Origin of the sequence: Peribacillus sp. NPDC096622 (genome assembly GCF_044762665.1) — a bacterium.
Lineage (GTDB): Bacteria > Bacillota > Bacilli > Bacillales > DSM-1321 > Peribacillus > Peribacillus frigoritolerans_B.
This window is the reverse complement of the sequence record NZ_JBIWES010000001.1, coordinates 603,148-618,132: the sequence shown is the minus strand read 5'-3', so window position 1 is coordinate 618,132 and position 14,985 is coordinate 603,148. Positions and strand designations below refer to the sequence as shown.

The window sequence follows — 14,985 nt, the reverse complement described above, 5'->3', positions numbered from 1 at the left end:
CGGAAGGTATGAGACTCCTGCGGGAAAAGCGTGGCAAGGGAGACCCCGCAGGCGTGCCGAGGAGGCTCTCGCCCGCCCGCGGAAAGCGAGTGCCTGAAGTGGAAATCAACGTTGTGATGAATGTGCTGCTATGGGTCAATTGATTCAAGAACATTTAGTCCGGCAGTTATTGATTTCCCGAAGGTGATCGCCAAAATTAGACTTGTTAAAACGTTCTTCATTCCAAATGCATTTGGCATTCACCGGCCCCCCTTTTGTCTACAAACTGAAAAACGGGAACTATACTACTGTATAGTTCCCGTTTTTTTCTTGCTTTTAAGAAAGAATCAAATGTGTGCCGGTCTCTTTAAACGAAGAGATGAAATCTTTATGCAGATGATCGTCAGTTATGATGTAATCGATTTTATCCAGTGACGATATCCCGATTGTCACATCTTTCCCGAACTTGGTGCTGTCAGCGGCAACATAGACTTCTTGGGATAAATCAATGATTTTTTTTCGTGTGTTCGCTTCTTCTAAATTATAGTCGGATATGCCTTTTTCAACGGTTATGCCACTCGCACAAATGAATGCTTTTGAAATATTCAATTCACTAAAGTTGAATAAGTAGTCAAATGCAACGATGGATTGTTCATTTCTCCTGACTTTCCCCCCTATGATCAATATCTCGATATCGCTATGAATGAGCTCATTTACAACAGGGATCGAACTGGTTATCACAGTCAGTTTCTTTTTCTGTTTTATATATTTAGCGATTTGATAGGTTGTCGAACCACTATCGATATAAATGCAATCACCATCGTCGATATACTCACTGCATTTTTGGGCGATGGTTTCCTTTTCTTCTAATTGACTGAACATCCGTTCATCTATCGTCGATTCTCCAAACTTCGATTGAACCAGCTTAACGCCGCCATAGATCTTTTCTATTTTTCCTTGTCTTGTAAGAAGGTTTATATCCCTTCTGATGGTTTCGATGGAAACTTGCATTTCTTCAGTAAGCTCGGCAATCTTCATAACTTTTCTAATCGTTAATAACTCGATGATCTTCTTTTGCCTTTCAAGAGGAAGCATAAGTTACACCCGCCTATTCTTCATATCTATCTTCCTGATATTCATTTTAAGTGTACTGTTTACCGTGAACATATTCAACATATAGATGATAAAAATATCATTAGTTGGTCAAAAGTTAGTATGAAATTAGTAATAAAGTGTTCAACATTTACAGATTATTTACAAAAATCTCAAATTCGGTTTACAAAGTGCTTTTATACTAAGGGTGTATTAAAGGAGGTGAACGGTTTGCTAAAACTACAAAATATTAGCAAGCAATTCGATGGAAAATCAGTTTTGGATAATATAAATCTTGAAATTAAAACGGGGGAGATCGTTTCACTATTAGGACCAAGTGGAAGCGGCAAAACTACTTTATTACATATAATTTTGGGCTTGACGGGTATCAATCATGGGAAAATCATTTTCAATGATACCGATTTGAGTAACGTGCCCATGAAAGACAGGGGATTTAATATCGTTTTCCAGGATTACGCTCTTTTCCCGCATTTGAATGCCTATGAAAATATCGTTTATGGATTGAGGAACAGGAAGGGATCTGTTTCCAAGGAAGAGCTTCAGGAATACATCGATTTCCTGGAATTAACACCGCATTTGAAAAAAAGGATCAGCGAATTATCCGGGGGCCAGAAACAAAGGGTTTCGATAGCAAGGACTCTTGTAATGAAACCGAAGATCCTCTTACTTGATGAGCCGCTGAGTGCTCTGGATGGTGTGATCAAGGAATCGATAAAGGAACGCATCAAATCCATTGCCCGCGAATTTAAGCTGACGACGATCATAGTGACACATGACCCGGAAGAGGCTTTGACGATGTCGGATAAGATTTTGATCATTAATCAAGGGAATATTTCTCAATTTGGATCGCCTCAAGAAATCATCAATCAGCCGGCCAATGATTTCGTAAAGGAATTCATTCTTAAACAACTGGAGATCAAGAGAGAAAATATTTATAACTTATTCGGTGAAAAGTATGCCTGAAGTAAAACCGGCAATGAGAGTCATTTATATACCTATCTTACTGCTATTTGCCGTTTTTCTTTTCTTGCCGCTTGGCATATTGTTCGTCCGTTCTTTTGAAACGGCTGATGGAATCAATCTCTCGAATTATTTAACGGTCCTTTCAAATGCAGAGTTGATGAGGTCATTCGGAAACAGCGTGAAAATATCGGGGCTCACAGCCGTCATTACGACCGTTTTAGCCTTTTTCCTGGCTTATTCCATCCATTGCACCCGATTATATAGGCCATTAAAAAGTGTAATTAAAACCGGGATCCTTGTTCCGATGCTGCTTCCGACAATCACATTCGGGTTTGCGATCATCTACTCTTTCGGCAATCAAGGAATCATAACGAAGATTTTTGGAAGGAATCTATTCGATATATACGGATTTAATGGATTATTGATAGGTTATGTGATCTATACATTGCCATCAGCTTTCCTTCTCATTAATAATTCCATCAAGTACATGGATAAAAAATTCATCATCGTTTCAAAATTAATGGGTGACGGAACGATAAGAAGTTTCATGAATACGATCATACGGCCATTGTCGGGAACTTTGGGCGGAGCTTTTGTACTTTCCTTCATCTTGAGTTTCACCGACTTCGGGATACCGGCTTCAGTCGGCGGGACCTACTCCGTCGTTGCGACGCAACTGTATCAAGTCATGCTGGGTTCAATCCCTGATTTCAATAGTGGTGCAGTGATTGCCATTTTCATGCTCATTCCGGTAGTATTCAGTGTTTTCCTATTAAACTATCTCGAAAAACTTAATTTTCATTATGACAAGTTCAGCGATATAGAATTGACACAGCACAAAGGGAGGGATATATGTTTTGGAGGTATCTCGCTGCTGGTCTTAATAGGGATGTTTTCTGTATTTGCGGTCATGTTCATTGCACCATTTTTAACTAGTTTCCCTTACGATCTTTCGTTCACCTTAAAGCATTTTATCGACACATTCCAATCGAGCGATTTAACGGCAGTTTATAAAAACTCCTTATTCGTCGCCTTGATGACGGCTGTAATGGGAACGTTCATCGCCTTTAGCTCTGCGGTTTTGAATGTCCGGACGCCCCTTAAGGGGAAATCGGCAATCGATGTCATTTCAATGTTGACGAATACAGTACCGGGAATGGTTTTGGGCTTATCGTATTTGCTGCTGTTCAACGGCAGCAGCTGGAAGGGGACCTTTGCCATCATCATTCTATGTAACATAGTCCACTTCTTTACAACACCCTATTTAATGGCGAAGAACTCTTTATCCAAAATGAACCCTGGTTGGGAAACCACCGGGAATCTATTGGGGGATAGCTGGATCAGGACAATCTATCGTGTCATTCTGCCAAACTCGGCATCTACGGTAATCGAGATGTTCAGCTACTATTTCATCAATAGTATGGTGACGATCAGCGGAATCATCTTTTTGGTCACGGCCCAAACCACATTAGTGGCCAGCAAAATTAAAGAGCTTCAGCATTTTGCCAAATTCAATGAAATATTCATCCTGTCTTTGCTTATCTTTTTTACAAATCTAGCCGTGAAGCTGCTTTGTGATCATTATCAAAAAAGACAATTCAAACATTAATGAGGGGGATATTATGTCTAAAACGATCAAGATAGCCTTACTTTCTTTAGTTGCTCTAAGTTTGGCATTTGTATTGGTGGGCCGTAACAGCGGCAAAGCGGATGAGGAAAAGGTGGTCATTTATACGAATGGCGATGAAGAAGCCACTGCAGCAATGGAGACTTCCCTGAAAGATGCCGGATACGAAGGGAAATATGTCCTTCAATCATTAGGCACATCTGAATTAGGAGGGAAACTGCTGGCAGAAGGCGATGAAATCGAGGCTGATGTCGTGACGATGAGTTCCTATTTCATTGAAAGCGCACAGGATCAGCACTCCATGTTCAAGGACCTGTCATTCAGCACCAAGGCATTGGAAAAAAATCCAGCCTATTATACGCCGATTTTGGCAAATACCGGTTCCATTTTTGTGAATACGGAAGTGCTTAAACAAAAAGGCCTGCCGATGCCTACCTCGATTAAGGATTTGACAAAGCCGGAATATAAAGGGTTCGTTTCAATTCCTAATATCCTGGACTCTTCAACAGGGTGGCTGTTAGTTCAAGCAATAATCAGTCAATACGGTGACGCAGAGGGGAAAAAGGTTCTCCATGACTTAATAGCAAATAGCGGTCCGCATCTTGAGAGCTCAGGTTCAGGCCCAATCAATAAAGTTCAAGCAGGGGAAGTGGCTGCCGGTTTTGGTTTGCGCTACCAAGCCGTGATGGCTAAAGAGTCAGGCTTACCGATCAAGTTCGTCGATCCGGTTGAGGGGAATTTCTCCTACACGGAATCCGTTGCTGTCGTGAATAAAGATGATGAAGCTAAAACAGGTTTAGCGATGAAAATGGCAGAAACGATCAGTAAAGATGCTAGAGAAGAATTGCTGAAACATTACCCGGTCGCACTTTATGAAGGTGAAAAGGTAACGGAAAAGAACAAACCGGCCCACCCTAAGAAATACAAGCAGCCCCTAACGGTTGAATTATTAAAACAGCATCAGGAATTCTTTAAATCAGCACAATGATGAATACAGTGAGGAGTGAAGGAAAATGAATACTTATAAACTATTAACGCCTGGACCGCTGACGACTACGAGTACGGTGAAACAGGAAATGCTTGTTGACCGCTGTACGTGGGAAAATGATTATAAAGAAATCACACAAAAAATCAGATCCCAGCTTCTTGAATTGGCATATGCTGCAAACGGAGAATATACGGCTGTACTTATGCAGGGAAGCGGCTCGTTTGTTGTAGAATCAGTGCTGACGACTGCACTTTCAAAATCCGATAAAGTGCTGATCATAACGAATGGCGCATATGGAAAACGAATTGTGAAAATGGCGGAGTGCATCGGATTGAATCATGTGGAATATGGCGTTGAGTACAATGAATTTCCAAAGGAAGCTGAAATCCGGAACATTTTACTGGATGATAGTGACATCACACATATAGCAATGGTTCATTGTGAAACGACGACAGGGATTTTAAATCCGATAGAGATGGTTTCGAAGATCTCAAAGGAACAAGGGAAAACCTTGATCATTGATGCGATGAGCAGCTTTGGCGGAGTTGAGCTGAATGTGCCTGAACTCGGAATCGATTATTTGATCAGCAGTGCGAATAAATGCATTCAAGGAATCCCCGGTTTTGGTTTCGTCATTGCAAAGCTTGAGAAATTGTTGGCTTGTGAAGGCAATGCCCGCAGTTTGTCCCTGGATTTATATGATCAGTGGAAAGAGATGGACAAGGATGGGAAATGGCGTTTCACATCCCCGACGCATGCAGTGGCCGCGTTTGCTAAAGCATTGGAAGAATTATCGGAAGAAGGCGGCATTCCAGCCAGATTCGCCCGCTATAAAAATAATAATGACAGGCTGAGAGAGCTGATGGGTAAATTGGGCATTCATGCATATATCTCACCTGATAAACAATCGCCAATCATTACAACTTTCCTTTTTCCAACTGAAACCTTTGATTTTGGGGACTTCTACAATTTCATCAAAGAGAGGGGCTATGTAATTTACCCCGGAAAGCTGACTGACATAGATACATTCCGAATCGGCAATATTGGCGAAATCCATGAAGAAGATATCGAGGCACTTGGCAGGATCGTAGAAAAATATATGAAAGTGGTGACAGTATGAATAAGGTAGAGGGAATCATTTTGGATTGGGCTGGAACAGCTGTGGATTTTGGATGTTTTGCACCAGTGAATGTTTTTGTGGATATTTTTAAGAATGCTGGACTTGACGTGACGATGGAGGAAGCCAGAGCTCCGATGGGCATGCTGAAAATCGACCATATTCGTGCGATGCTGACCATGCCAAGGATATCTTCGTTATGGGAAGAACAATACGGAAGGCCATTCAATGAGGAAGACGTTGAAAAACTATATGCTGAATTCGAACCGGCACTGATGATGTCATTGGCGGATTATACAGATCCCATTCCAGGGGTTATCGAGACGGTGGAAGCATTAAGGAATCGCGGCCTGAAGATTGGGTCGACAACGGGATATACGGATACAATGATGGAGGTCGTCGTGGCAAATGCTTTGAAAAAAGGCTATCGCCCGGATTTTCATGTAACCCCGGATGCAACCCATTCGATTGGAAGGCCTTATCCTTACATGATCTATCGGAATATGGAAAAATTGAAGTTAGCGGCATCATGGAAGGTAGTGAAGGTAGGCGACACCACTTCCGATATGCAAGAGGGAGTGAATGCTGGGGTATGGTCGGTCGGTGTCATTGTCGGAAGCTCCGAGATGGGATTGAGCTTGGATGAGTATACAAGATTGCCAGAAAGAGATAAACAAGATCTCATCACAAAAACGGCAGATAACTTTATGCAAAACGGCGCAGACTTCACCATCAAAACGATGGAGGAACTACCTGAACTCATAGATCGCATCAACCTTCTTATAGCAGACGGGAAAAGACCTCGTTCAAGCTAACATTCAGTGCCAAGAAAGTGCAGCATCTTTCATCCTTAAGTATGGATGAAGGATTGCTGCACTTTTTTTTCCAATCTCATACATACGTGCAGAATGAATCGTTTTTTGAATTTTAACCCGACTGCTTATTGTAAAAAATGAAAAAAGAGTGTACCATTAAATGAGAATGATAATCAATCACACTTGATTACCGGGGAGTGGACGTAGATGGAACAGCAAGATTTATTTGATGTAACGGTTATTGGGGGAGGGCCAGCAGGCCTTTACTCCACTTTTTATAGCGGACTTAGGGAAATGAAAGTTAAACTGATAGAATACCAGCCACGGCTAGGCGGGAAAATTCATGTCTATCCAGAGAAAATGATTTGGGATGTAGGAGGGCTGACACCCACTACTGGGGAAAAATTAATTGAGCAGCTAGTGGAGCAAGGTTTAACCTTCAATCCAACAGTCGTCTTGAATGAAAAAGTGGAATCAATCACACGTAATGAAGAAGGTATCTTCGTTTTACATACGGCTTCAGGTCAAATGCACTTTTCCAAGACGATCATTGTCGCGGTTGGCGGCGGAATTCTGAACCCGCAAAAGTTGGAAATAGACGGGGCAGAAAGGTTTGAAGTCTCCAATCTAAACTATACCGTTAAGTCCTTCAATCGATTCAAGGATAAGACGGTGATCATTTCAGGCGGCGGGAATTCTGCAATAGACTGGGCGAATGAATTAGAGCCCATCGCCAAAAAGGTGTACCTGACATACAGGAAAGATAGTTTGGCAGGACATGAATCACAAGCAAGGCAATTGATGGAAAGCTCTGCTGTTTGTTTCTTGAATACGACGATTACAAAATTGATTGCCTGCGATGATCATGGATCAATTGAACATGTTGAATTGACGAATCACGCAACGGGAAAGGTTTCTTACTTACCGATCGATGAAGTCATCATCAATCATGGTTATGAGCGTGATACATCGCTGCTTCGAAATAGTAAAGTGGACATTGCCATTGCCGACAACTATTATATTGAAGGCACTCCTGCAAGTGAATCCTCGATGGATGGAATATACGCAGCCGGGGATATCCTTAAGCATGAAGGTAAATTGAACCTGATAGCAGGCACTTTTCAAGATGCTGCAAATGCCGTAAACAAGGCAAAACAATATATCCAGCCTGACGCTCACGGAGTGGGAATGGTTTCTTCCCATAATGAAATCTTTAAAAAGCGCAATAGGGAATTGATCAAGGAAATGATGAAACCGGCTGGGGTACTTTAAAGGGAAACGGAAAGCTCGTTCGAAATGTCTCACCCCGAACCATGATGATTTCCTTCATGGTTTACTTTTTTATGTATGGAATCCCATTGGAGTGAAAGGGTGGCGATTTCTGAAAGCAGCTGGAACTTCTTTGGGGTTTATATAATCTGATCGTTGCTAAATTTTGCTTGAAACGGAAGGCACGAGACTCCTGCTAAGAAAAGCGTGTCCAAGGTAGACCCCGCAGGCGCAAAGACCGCCCGCGGAAAGCGAGTGCCTGGAGTGGAAATCACTTTTCTTCGAATTTTTCTACAGTTAAAAGCTCCAGGGCCTCATTGGCCCTGGAGCTTTTAGTATCTTCGAAATTATAGAGATTCTTTAATGACCTTCTTGTAATGAAATACGGATAGGATTCCGAAGAGCGAATACAGTACCGTGTATAATGCCATGACGATGATCATCGGTGTCCAAACTTCGGTCCCGAAAAAGAACCATCCTGATTGGACTGCGAAATAACTGTGAAGCAGCCCGACGACTAAAGGAATGCCGAAATTGAAAACTTGTTTTGCTTGGATTCCTCTTAGTAAGTCGCCACGCGTGAATCCGAGTTTTCTTAAAATCGTATAATTGGATTTTTCTCCTTCACTTTCATCCATTTGCTTGAAATAAAGGATACAACCGGATGTGATGAGGAAGGTTAACCCCAAGAAGCCGACGATGAACATGATAAGGCCCATATTCTTCTTCTGGGTGTTGAACATTTCCAATTGGGATTCATTCACATGTTCTTCTTTAAAATTCATTTTATTGAATAGATCATTCGCTTTTTCAAGTTCAGCTTCATCCTTCACATCAATGCCGATATTAACGGATGGTACATTTTGGATTTTCGGGTCGGCGTCCTTTTTCAAACGGTCGAATATCGTTTGGTCTACAATGGCAACGGGCAATCCGCCATTCGTGAAGTAATGGGACAGGAAAGTATCATCATTCAAACCCATATATGTTTGCGGAATCACTTCATTTTTGCCCTTTAGTTCAATCTTTCCGGAATCCTTCAAGGATATGACCTTTTCCATAATATTACTGTATCCACTGAAAAGGGTCTCATCTTCAGCGAGGTTGATTCCTTTAACGGATTCATCACTGATGACGGAAACGGTCATGATGTCCGGATCAAAGTTCACTTCATCCAGGCTGGTCTCCATAATTTCCTTTACATTGACATCCACTTGAATGACATCAATCACCTTTTCGTCATAATCAATTTTACTGTCTGATAAAGCTTCTTTGAATGTATCCGCATCTCCCTTATCCGTCATCGAAAAATCGGTAGGGATACTGCTTTGTGCCATTTTCTCCGCTGAGTAGTAGGAGATATAGCTTAATGATAATAAACCGATCGCCAAAGCGGAAACGGTCGTGATGATCGTCAATAATATCGCATTCGATTTCATCCGGAACATGATGGATGAAAGGGACAATACTTCATTGATATTCAAATAGCCATTTTTCTTTTTACGGATGATATTAAAGATGAAGCTTACTGATCCTTTATAGAATAGGTAGGTACCGATGATGACGGTTGCCAAAATGAAGACCATGGCCATAAAAAGCTCGGTCATATCTGAAAAAGCTCCATCGAATAATTTGGATGAAATGACATAGCCAGCAATGATCAGGATGATCCCGAATAACCCGATGATCATTTCGAAAATCGAAACCTTTTTCACTTTTCCTTCCGTCATGGAAGTCACTCTAAATAATGATAGAATGGTTTGCCTTTTAATGAAGGCATAATTCATCAACATGATTAAAAGATAGATGGCGCTAAAAACGAGCACGGTCTGCACAAGCGGCTGAAAAGAAAAGTTAAGAGTCGCAATTGCCTCGACACCCATTATTTTAAATAGGATCATGATGATCAATTTTGAAGCGGCAAACCCTACAAAGATTCCCAGGAATACGGAACAGAAATACAGGATCAGGTTTTCCACACTCAGGATACGGAATATCCTGTTCTTCGTCATGCCTATCAATTGGAATAAGCCGATTTCTTTACTGCGTCTTTTAATGAAAATGCTATTGGCATATAAAAGGAATATGGAAACAATCGCAACAAGCAGGATCGATGCAGCCTTGATGGAGGCGGCGCCTTTCACCGTACCCTCCGCTTCATCCAGCGATGGGTCATATTGCAAGGTGACAAAAGCAAAGTAAAGGGAGGCACTGAAGACCAGGGCGAACACATACAGGTAATAGTTCTTCAGATTCTTCTTCAGATTTCGCAAGATGAGTTGATTAATGCTCATTTTGAACCCCTCCCAATACACCTTGTGTTTTCATGATGTCCTTGAAGAAGGTCTGTCTGGATTCTTGACCTTTATTCAATTGAGTATAGATTTGTCCATCTTTAATGAAAATGACTCGGCTGCAATAACTGGCGGCCACTGGATCATGGGTTACCATGATGATGGTCGCTTTGCGCTTTTTATTCATTTCGCCCAGTTTGTTCAGTAAATCGGAAGCAGATTTGGAGTCAAGCGCCCCAGTCGGTTCATCCGCAAAAATGATGCTTGGATCATGGATGAAAGCCCGTGCTGCAGACGTACGCTGTTTTTGACCACCGGAAATTTCATTTGGGTATTTATCCTTCACTTCATATATGCCCAGTTCCTTCGCCACGCTATCAAACTTTAGTGCCGCTTCATTATTGGGCGTTTTGGTGATGGATAAGGGCAAAAGGATATTTTCTTTGACAGTCAGTGTGTCCAATAGGTTATATTCCTGGAAGATGAAGCCTAGATGGTTCTTACGGAATTCGGCCAACTTCTTTTCTTTCATCACTGAAATCTCTTTTCCATCGATCGTAATGGTGCCGTTGCTGACTTTATCGATCGAGGAAAGGACATTCAGCAAAGTCGTTTTTCCTGAACCTGAAGCACCCATGATACTTACGAATTCACCTTCTTGTATGCTTATATCGAGACCCTTTAATACCTCTTGTTTATTGAATTTATTACCATAGCTTTTATGGATTTTTTTCGCTTCTAATATATTCATTTGGATACACTCCTTTTTTTCTATATCCTCATTATAAAAGGCCATGTATTTCTTTTCCTTCGTTTGGACGAACAAAGAATAAAAGCATGTGACACTTTTGTCACATGCTTGTGATATTCACGAAATCATTTCTTTTTGGGAAGGTCAAGGTAACGGTCGTTCCGGTTTCAAGCTCTGATTTAACATCAATGGTGATGAATAGGGACTCGGCTGCATTCTTGGTTAAATATAGACCCATGCCGGTTGCCGCATTGTCACGATGATTTGTCGTGGATGTAAATCCTTTATCAAATATGCGGGATAAATCCTTTGGGTCGATGCCCCGTCCGGAATCCTGCACTTCAAGAACCGTTTGTCCGGCTTGTTCATGGCTATATATCATGATATCTGAGTTTTCACTGTACTTAATCGAGTTGGTCAAGAGCTGCCTCATGATGAAGGCCAGCCATTTGGCATCACTTAGCACTTCGCTTACGCCCAATTGTATGTCGAAGCCAATCCCTTTTTGAATGCACCATGATCGCAGCGTTTTAATCTCATCAAAGATTATTGTTTCCAAATCGGTTTTCTCTATATACAAATCATTTTCGATGAAAGGCATGCGCCTTTGATGGAGCTGCTGATCAAGAAGAAGGTGAATGCGCAGCCACTCATAAGTCAAGTGTGATTTCAGCAATTCATCATCCAAGCGGTCAATCATTAAATGCATCGCCGTCAATGGCGTCTTCACCTCATGAATCCAAGCTAATAATTCATCCTTCTCCTGCTCTAAAGTCATTTGACCGATTGCTGCGGATCGCTTCAATAATTCGGTTTGATTAATGATGCTGTTTTCTATGATTTTTTCGAAAGGGCTCTCTGGTTCGGCTATATTCGTAACATCCAGGTTGTCTTCCCGCGCTTCCAAACTTTTATAAAAGTAGGTTTCTTTTTTATAGCGGAATATCAAAAACATACTGAACATGAGCAATGATAAAAAGGCAATATACAGTATGGGCTTCAACGGAATGGCCGAATCAAGATAGGCGACAAAGATAATGAATAGATGAAGAAGTATGTAAAATGTGATCCAGCTGAACCTTTCCACGAGATATTTTCTGATCATGCATTTGCCTCTTCTACGGCGATATAGCCCTGTCCGACCTTCGTTTCGATAAAATGCCCTAAACCCAGTTCATCCAACCTCTTGCGTAAACGGTTCACATTCACTGTAAGGGTGTTATCGCTTATGAAACGTTTGTCATCCCATAAGCTGTTGATCAATTCTTCGCGGCTTACGATCTTGTTTTTCTGTTCAATGAGCTTTTTCAGGATGAAAATTTCATTTTTAGTCAATTCGATTGTGCCAGACTCGGCCGATACCGTATTCTTCTCGTAATCCACGGTGGCGCCGCACCAGGTTTTCAGTTCGATCTTTTCCGTATTGTAATTATAGACACGGCGAAGGGTGGCCTGTATCTTCGCAATGAGTACATCGAAATGAAAAGGCTTCTGGATAAAATCATCAGCTCCAAGCTGCATGGACATCACCATGTCGGTAGGATGATCACGTGATGATAAAAAGATGATGGGAACATTGGAATGGGCCCGGATCATTCTGCACCAATGAAATCCGTCAAACTTCGGCAACTGTATATCAATGATGACCAAATCAGGTTTTATGTCCGTGAATTCCTGAACCACTTTACTAAAATCGCCGATTCCGTAAATATCATAAGACCATTGCGCCAATCTATCTTTAATTTCATTGAATAACGTCGTATCATCTTCTATCAATAATAGTTTAAACAATGGGTTCACCGCACTTTCCAGCTTTTTCTTAAAAGTATATAGTAAAACCTTTATAGGTTCTAGAGGAAGGGAGGAACAGGGGGAGGTAATAGACTACTGGTTGTGTGTAAACCATTATTATATTAAAATTGACATAATGAATGGAGGAAGTGAATTTATGCCTGATTTTCCTAATTGCCCTGCATGTGATTCAGAATATACATACGAAGACGGCAGTCTTTTTGTTTGCCCGGAATGCGCCCATGAGTGGACGGTGGAAGCGGAAACGGAAAATGGTGATCAAAAGAAGGTTATCAAAGATGCTAATGGAAATGCCTTGAACGATGGTGATACCGTTACGGTAATCAAGGATCTTAAAGTGAAAGGGAGCTCATCCGTCTTAAAAATGGGCACTAAAGTCAAAAGCATCCGTCTAGTTGATGGAGATCATGATATTGATTGTAAGATTGATGGTTTTGGTGCAATGAAATTAAAATCCCAATTTGTTAAAAAAGTATAATTAAAAAAGGCCTAATCCATTGATTAGGCCTTTTTTTATGTTACTTCTTAATAAACTTTGTCACCGTTAAAGATTGAGTTCTTAACGACCACATAATCCACATTCCTGATGGCCTCCAACTTGGTACCACCTGCATATGAAATGGAAGACTGAAGATCTTGTTCCATTTCCTTCAACGTATCTTCCAAAGATCCTTTGTGCTCGACAAACATCTTTTTGCCTTCAACGTTTTTCTTTTCACCTTTTTGGAATTCAGATGCTGAACCAAAGTATTCTTTAAAGGCCTTTCCATCTTTCTCGATCGTTTGGCCTGGAGATTCTTCGTGTCCGGCAAATAGTGAACCGATCATGACCATCGAAGCTCCAAATCGAACTGATTTGGCAATATCACCGTTCGTGCGTATGCCGCCGTCAGCTATGATAGGCTTGCTTGCTGCTTTTGCACACCAGCGAAGTGCTGCTAATTGCCAGCCGCCCGTTCCAAATCCAGTCTTGATTTTAGTGATGCATACTTTCCCTGGTCCAATGCCCACCTTTGTAGCATCGGCACCGGCATGTTCCAATTCACGTACCGCTTCAGGAGTTCCAACATTTCCTGCAATGACAAAACTTTCAGGTAAATGTTTTTTAATATGCTGTATCATCTTTATCACGGCATTGGAATGTCCGTGTGCAATATCTATTGTAATGTATTCAGGTACAATGTTGTCATTCGATAACTGTTCGATGAATCCGTATTCTTCTTCTTTAACGCCGACACTGATGGAAGCGATCAATTCTCTTGAATGCATGTCTTTAATGAAAGTCAGTCGTTTTTCTGGCTCGAAACGATGCATTACATAAAAGTAACCGTTTTCAGCCAAGTAAATGGCAATCTTTTCATCAATGATCGTTTGCATATTGGCAGGTACTACAGGTAACTTGAATGTATGTTTGCCCAAAGTAACGGATGTATCACACTCAGAACGGCTATTTACTACACATTTTGCAGGAATTAATTGAATATCTTCATAATCAAACACGTTTTCCATGTTATGCACCTCTATATACGAATATTTTTGTCTTTTTCAATAGAAATTGTTCGCCCATTAGGTAATGTACATCATTTTTGACAGTAAGTCAAAATTTTTATTGGTTTTATTTGTGGGTTTGTAATATGGGAACGTTTATTTCCACTTCAGGCACTCGCTTTCCGCGGGCGGGCGGGCGCCTCCTCGGCGCGCCTGCGGGGTCTCTCATGCCACGCTTTTCCCGCAGGAGTCTCGCGCCTTCCGTTCCAATCACCTTTGTTTTATTTAGATAGAACCCTTTTGTCTACAAACTAAATAATATTTGTTTGCCAACATTTTTTTGGTGGGTTTGTAATATGAAACGTTGATTTCCACTTCAGGCACTCGCTTTCCGCGGGCGGGCGGGAGCCTCCTTGGCGCGCCTCGGGGTCTCCCATGCCACGCTTTTCCCGCAGGAGTCTCGTACCTTTCGTTCCAATCACCTTTGTTTTATTTAGATAGAACCCTTTTGTCTACAAACTAAATAATATTTGTTTGCCAACATTTTTTTTGTGGGTTTGTAAAATGGGAACGTTGATTTCCACTCCAGGCACTCACTTTCCGCGGGCGGTCCGGGAGCCTCCTCGGCGCTCGCTTGCGGGGTCTCTCTTGGCCACGCTTTTCCCGCAGGAGTCTCGTACCTTACATTCCAATCACCTGGACGTTTTTTAAAAGAAAAACTGCAGGCCGGTCTCATCTCGAACCATGTTTAAGACTAGTTTATCCTTCA

The 14,985-nt window shown here is 41.5% G+C and carries 13 protein-coding genes; 7 read left to right on the top strand and 6 right to left on the bottom strand.

Going from position 1 to position 14,985, the window contains the following annotated elements:
- Positions 1-315: 315 nt before the first annotated feature.
- Positions 316-1,074 carry a DeoR/GlpR family DNA-binding transcription regulator gene (locus tag ACIQYG_RS02925; RefSeq protein WP_402835392.1) on the bottom strand — a complete coding sequence of 253 codons (759 nt, stop codon included), beginning with the start codon at positions 1,072-1,074 and terminating at the stop codon, positions 316-318.
- 228 nt (positions 1,075-1,302) lie between these two features.
- Here ACIQYG_RS02925 and ACIQYG_RS02920 point away from each other — a divergent pair, with 228 nt between their 5' ends.
- The 6 genes from ACIQYG_RS02920 to ACIQYG_RS02895 all read left to right on the top strand — a co-directional run bounded on the left by ACIQYG_RS02920 (position 1,303) and on the right by ACIQYG_RS02895 (position 7,874).
- On the top strand, positions 1,303-2,055 hold the full coding sequence (locus ACIQYG_RS02920) for an ABC transporter ATP-binding protein (protein ID WP_101223028.1): 753 nt from the start codon (positions 1,303-1,305) through the stop codon (positions 2,053-2,055).
- A complete protein-coding gene (locus ACIQYG_RS02915; RefSeq protein WP_402835391.1) occupies positions 2,048-3,664 on the top strand; it encodes an ABC transporter permease subunit in 1,617 nt (538 codons plus the stop codon). Before ACIQYG_RS02920 ends, ACIQYG_RS02915 begins: the two co-directional genes overlap by 8 nt.
- Positions 3,665-3,677: 13 nt before the next feature.
- A complete protein-coding gene (locus tag ACIQYG_RS02910; RefSeq protein ID WP_402835390.1) occupies positions 3,678-4,670 on the top strand; it encodes an extracellular solute-binding protein in 993 nt (330 codons plus the stop codon).
- 25 nt (positions 4,671-4,695) lie between these two features.
- Positions 4,696-5,790: a 2-aminoethylphosphonate--pyruvate transaminase gene (gene phnW, locus ACIQYG_RS02905; protein WP_402835389.1), complete on the top strand. Its 1,095-nt coding sequence runs from the start codon at positions 4,696-4,698 to the stop codon at positions 5,788-5,790.
- Positions 5,787-6,602, top strand: coding sequence for a phosphonoacetaldehyde hydrolase (phnX, locus tag ACIQYG_RS02900; RefSeq protein WP_402835388.1), 816 nt, complete (start codon positions 5,787-5,789; stop codon positions 6,600-6,602). Before phnW ends, phnX begins: the two co-directional genes overlap by 4 nt.
- A gap of 207 nt (positions 6,603-6,809) precedes the next feature.
- On the top strand, positions 6,810-7,874 hold the full coding sequence (locus ACIQYG_RS02895) for an NAD(P)/FAD-dependent oxidoreductase (protein ID WP_402835387.1): 1,065 nt from the start codon (positions 6,810-6,812) through the stop codon (positions 7,872-7,874).
- Between the two features lie 344 nt (positions 7,875-8,218).
- Here the strand turns inward: ACIQYG_RS02895 and ACIQYG_RS02890 are convergent, their stop codons facing one another.
- The 4 genes from ACIQYG_RS02890 to ACIQYG_RS02875 form a co-directional block, all read right to left on the bottom strand.
- A complete protein-coding gene (locus ACIQYG_RS02890; protein ID WP_402835386.1) occupies positions 8,219-10,165 on the bottom strand; it encodes an FtsX-like permease family protein in 1,947 nt (648 codons plus the stop codon).
- Positions 10,155-10,916, bottom strand: coding sequence for an ABC transporter ATP-binding protein (locus ACIQYG_RS02885; protein ID WP_402835385.1), 762 nt, complete (start codon positions 10,914-10,916; stop codon positions 10,155-10,157). Before ACIQYG_RS02885 ends, ACIQYG_RS02890 begins: the two co-directional genes overlap by 11 nt.
- 100 nt (positions 10,917-11,016) lie before the next feature.
- Positions 11,017-12,021 (bottom strand): sensor histidine kinase, encoded by a 1,005-nt coding sequence (locus tag ACIQYG_RS02880; protein WP_402835384.1) that lies wholly within the window; start codon positions 12,019-12,021, stop codon positions 11,017-11,019.
- Positions 12,018-12,707, bottom strand: coding sequence for a response regulator transcription factor (locus ACIQYG_RS02875; protein ID WP_402835383.1), 690 nt, complete (start codon positions 12,705-12,707; stop codon positions 12,018-12,020). Before ACIQYG_RS02875 ends, ACIQYG_RS02880 begins: the two co-directional genes overlap by 4 nt.
- Positions 12,708-12,864: 157 nt before the next feature.
- On the opposite strand from ACIQYG_RS02875, the gene ACIQYG_RS02870 reads away from it, so the two are divergent.
- Positions 12,865-13,206 carry a zinc ribbon domain-containing protein YjdM gene (locus tag ACIQYG_RS02870; RefSeq protein ID WP_230176704.1) on the top strand — a complete coding sequence of 114 codons (342 nt, stop codon included), beginning with the start codon at positions 12,865-12,867 and terminating at the stop codon, positions 13,204-13,206.
- 47 nt (positions 13,207-13,253) lie between these two features.
- Here ACIQYG_RS02870 and guaC read toward each other — a convergent pair whose 3' ends face one another.
- Positions 13,254-14,237, bottom strand: a complete 984-nt coding sequence (gene guaC, locus ACIQYG_RS02865) for a GMP reductase (protein WP_034309334.1) — start codon at positions 14,235-14,237, stop codon at positions 13,254-13,256.
- Positions 14,238-14,985 lie beyond the last annotated feature (748 nt).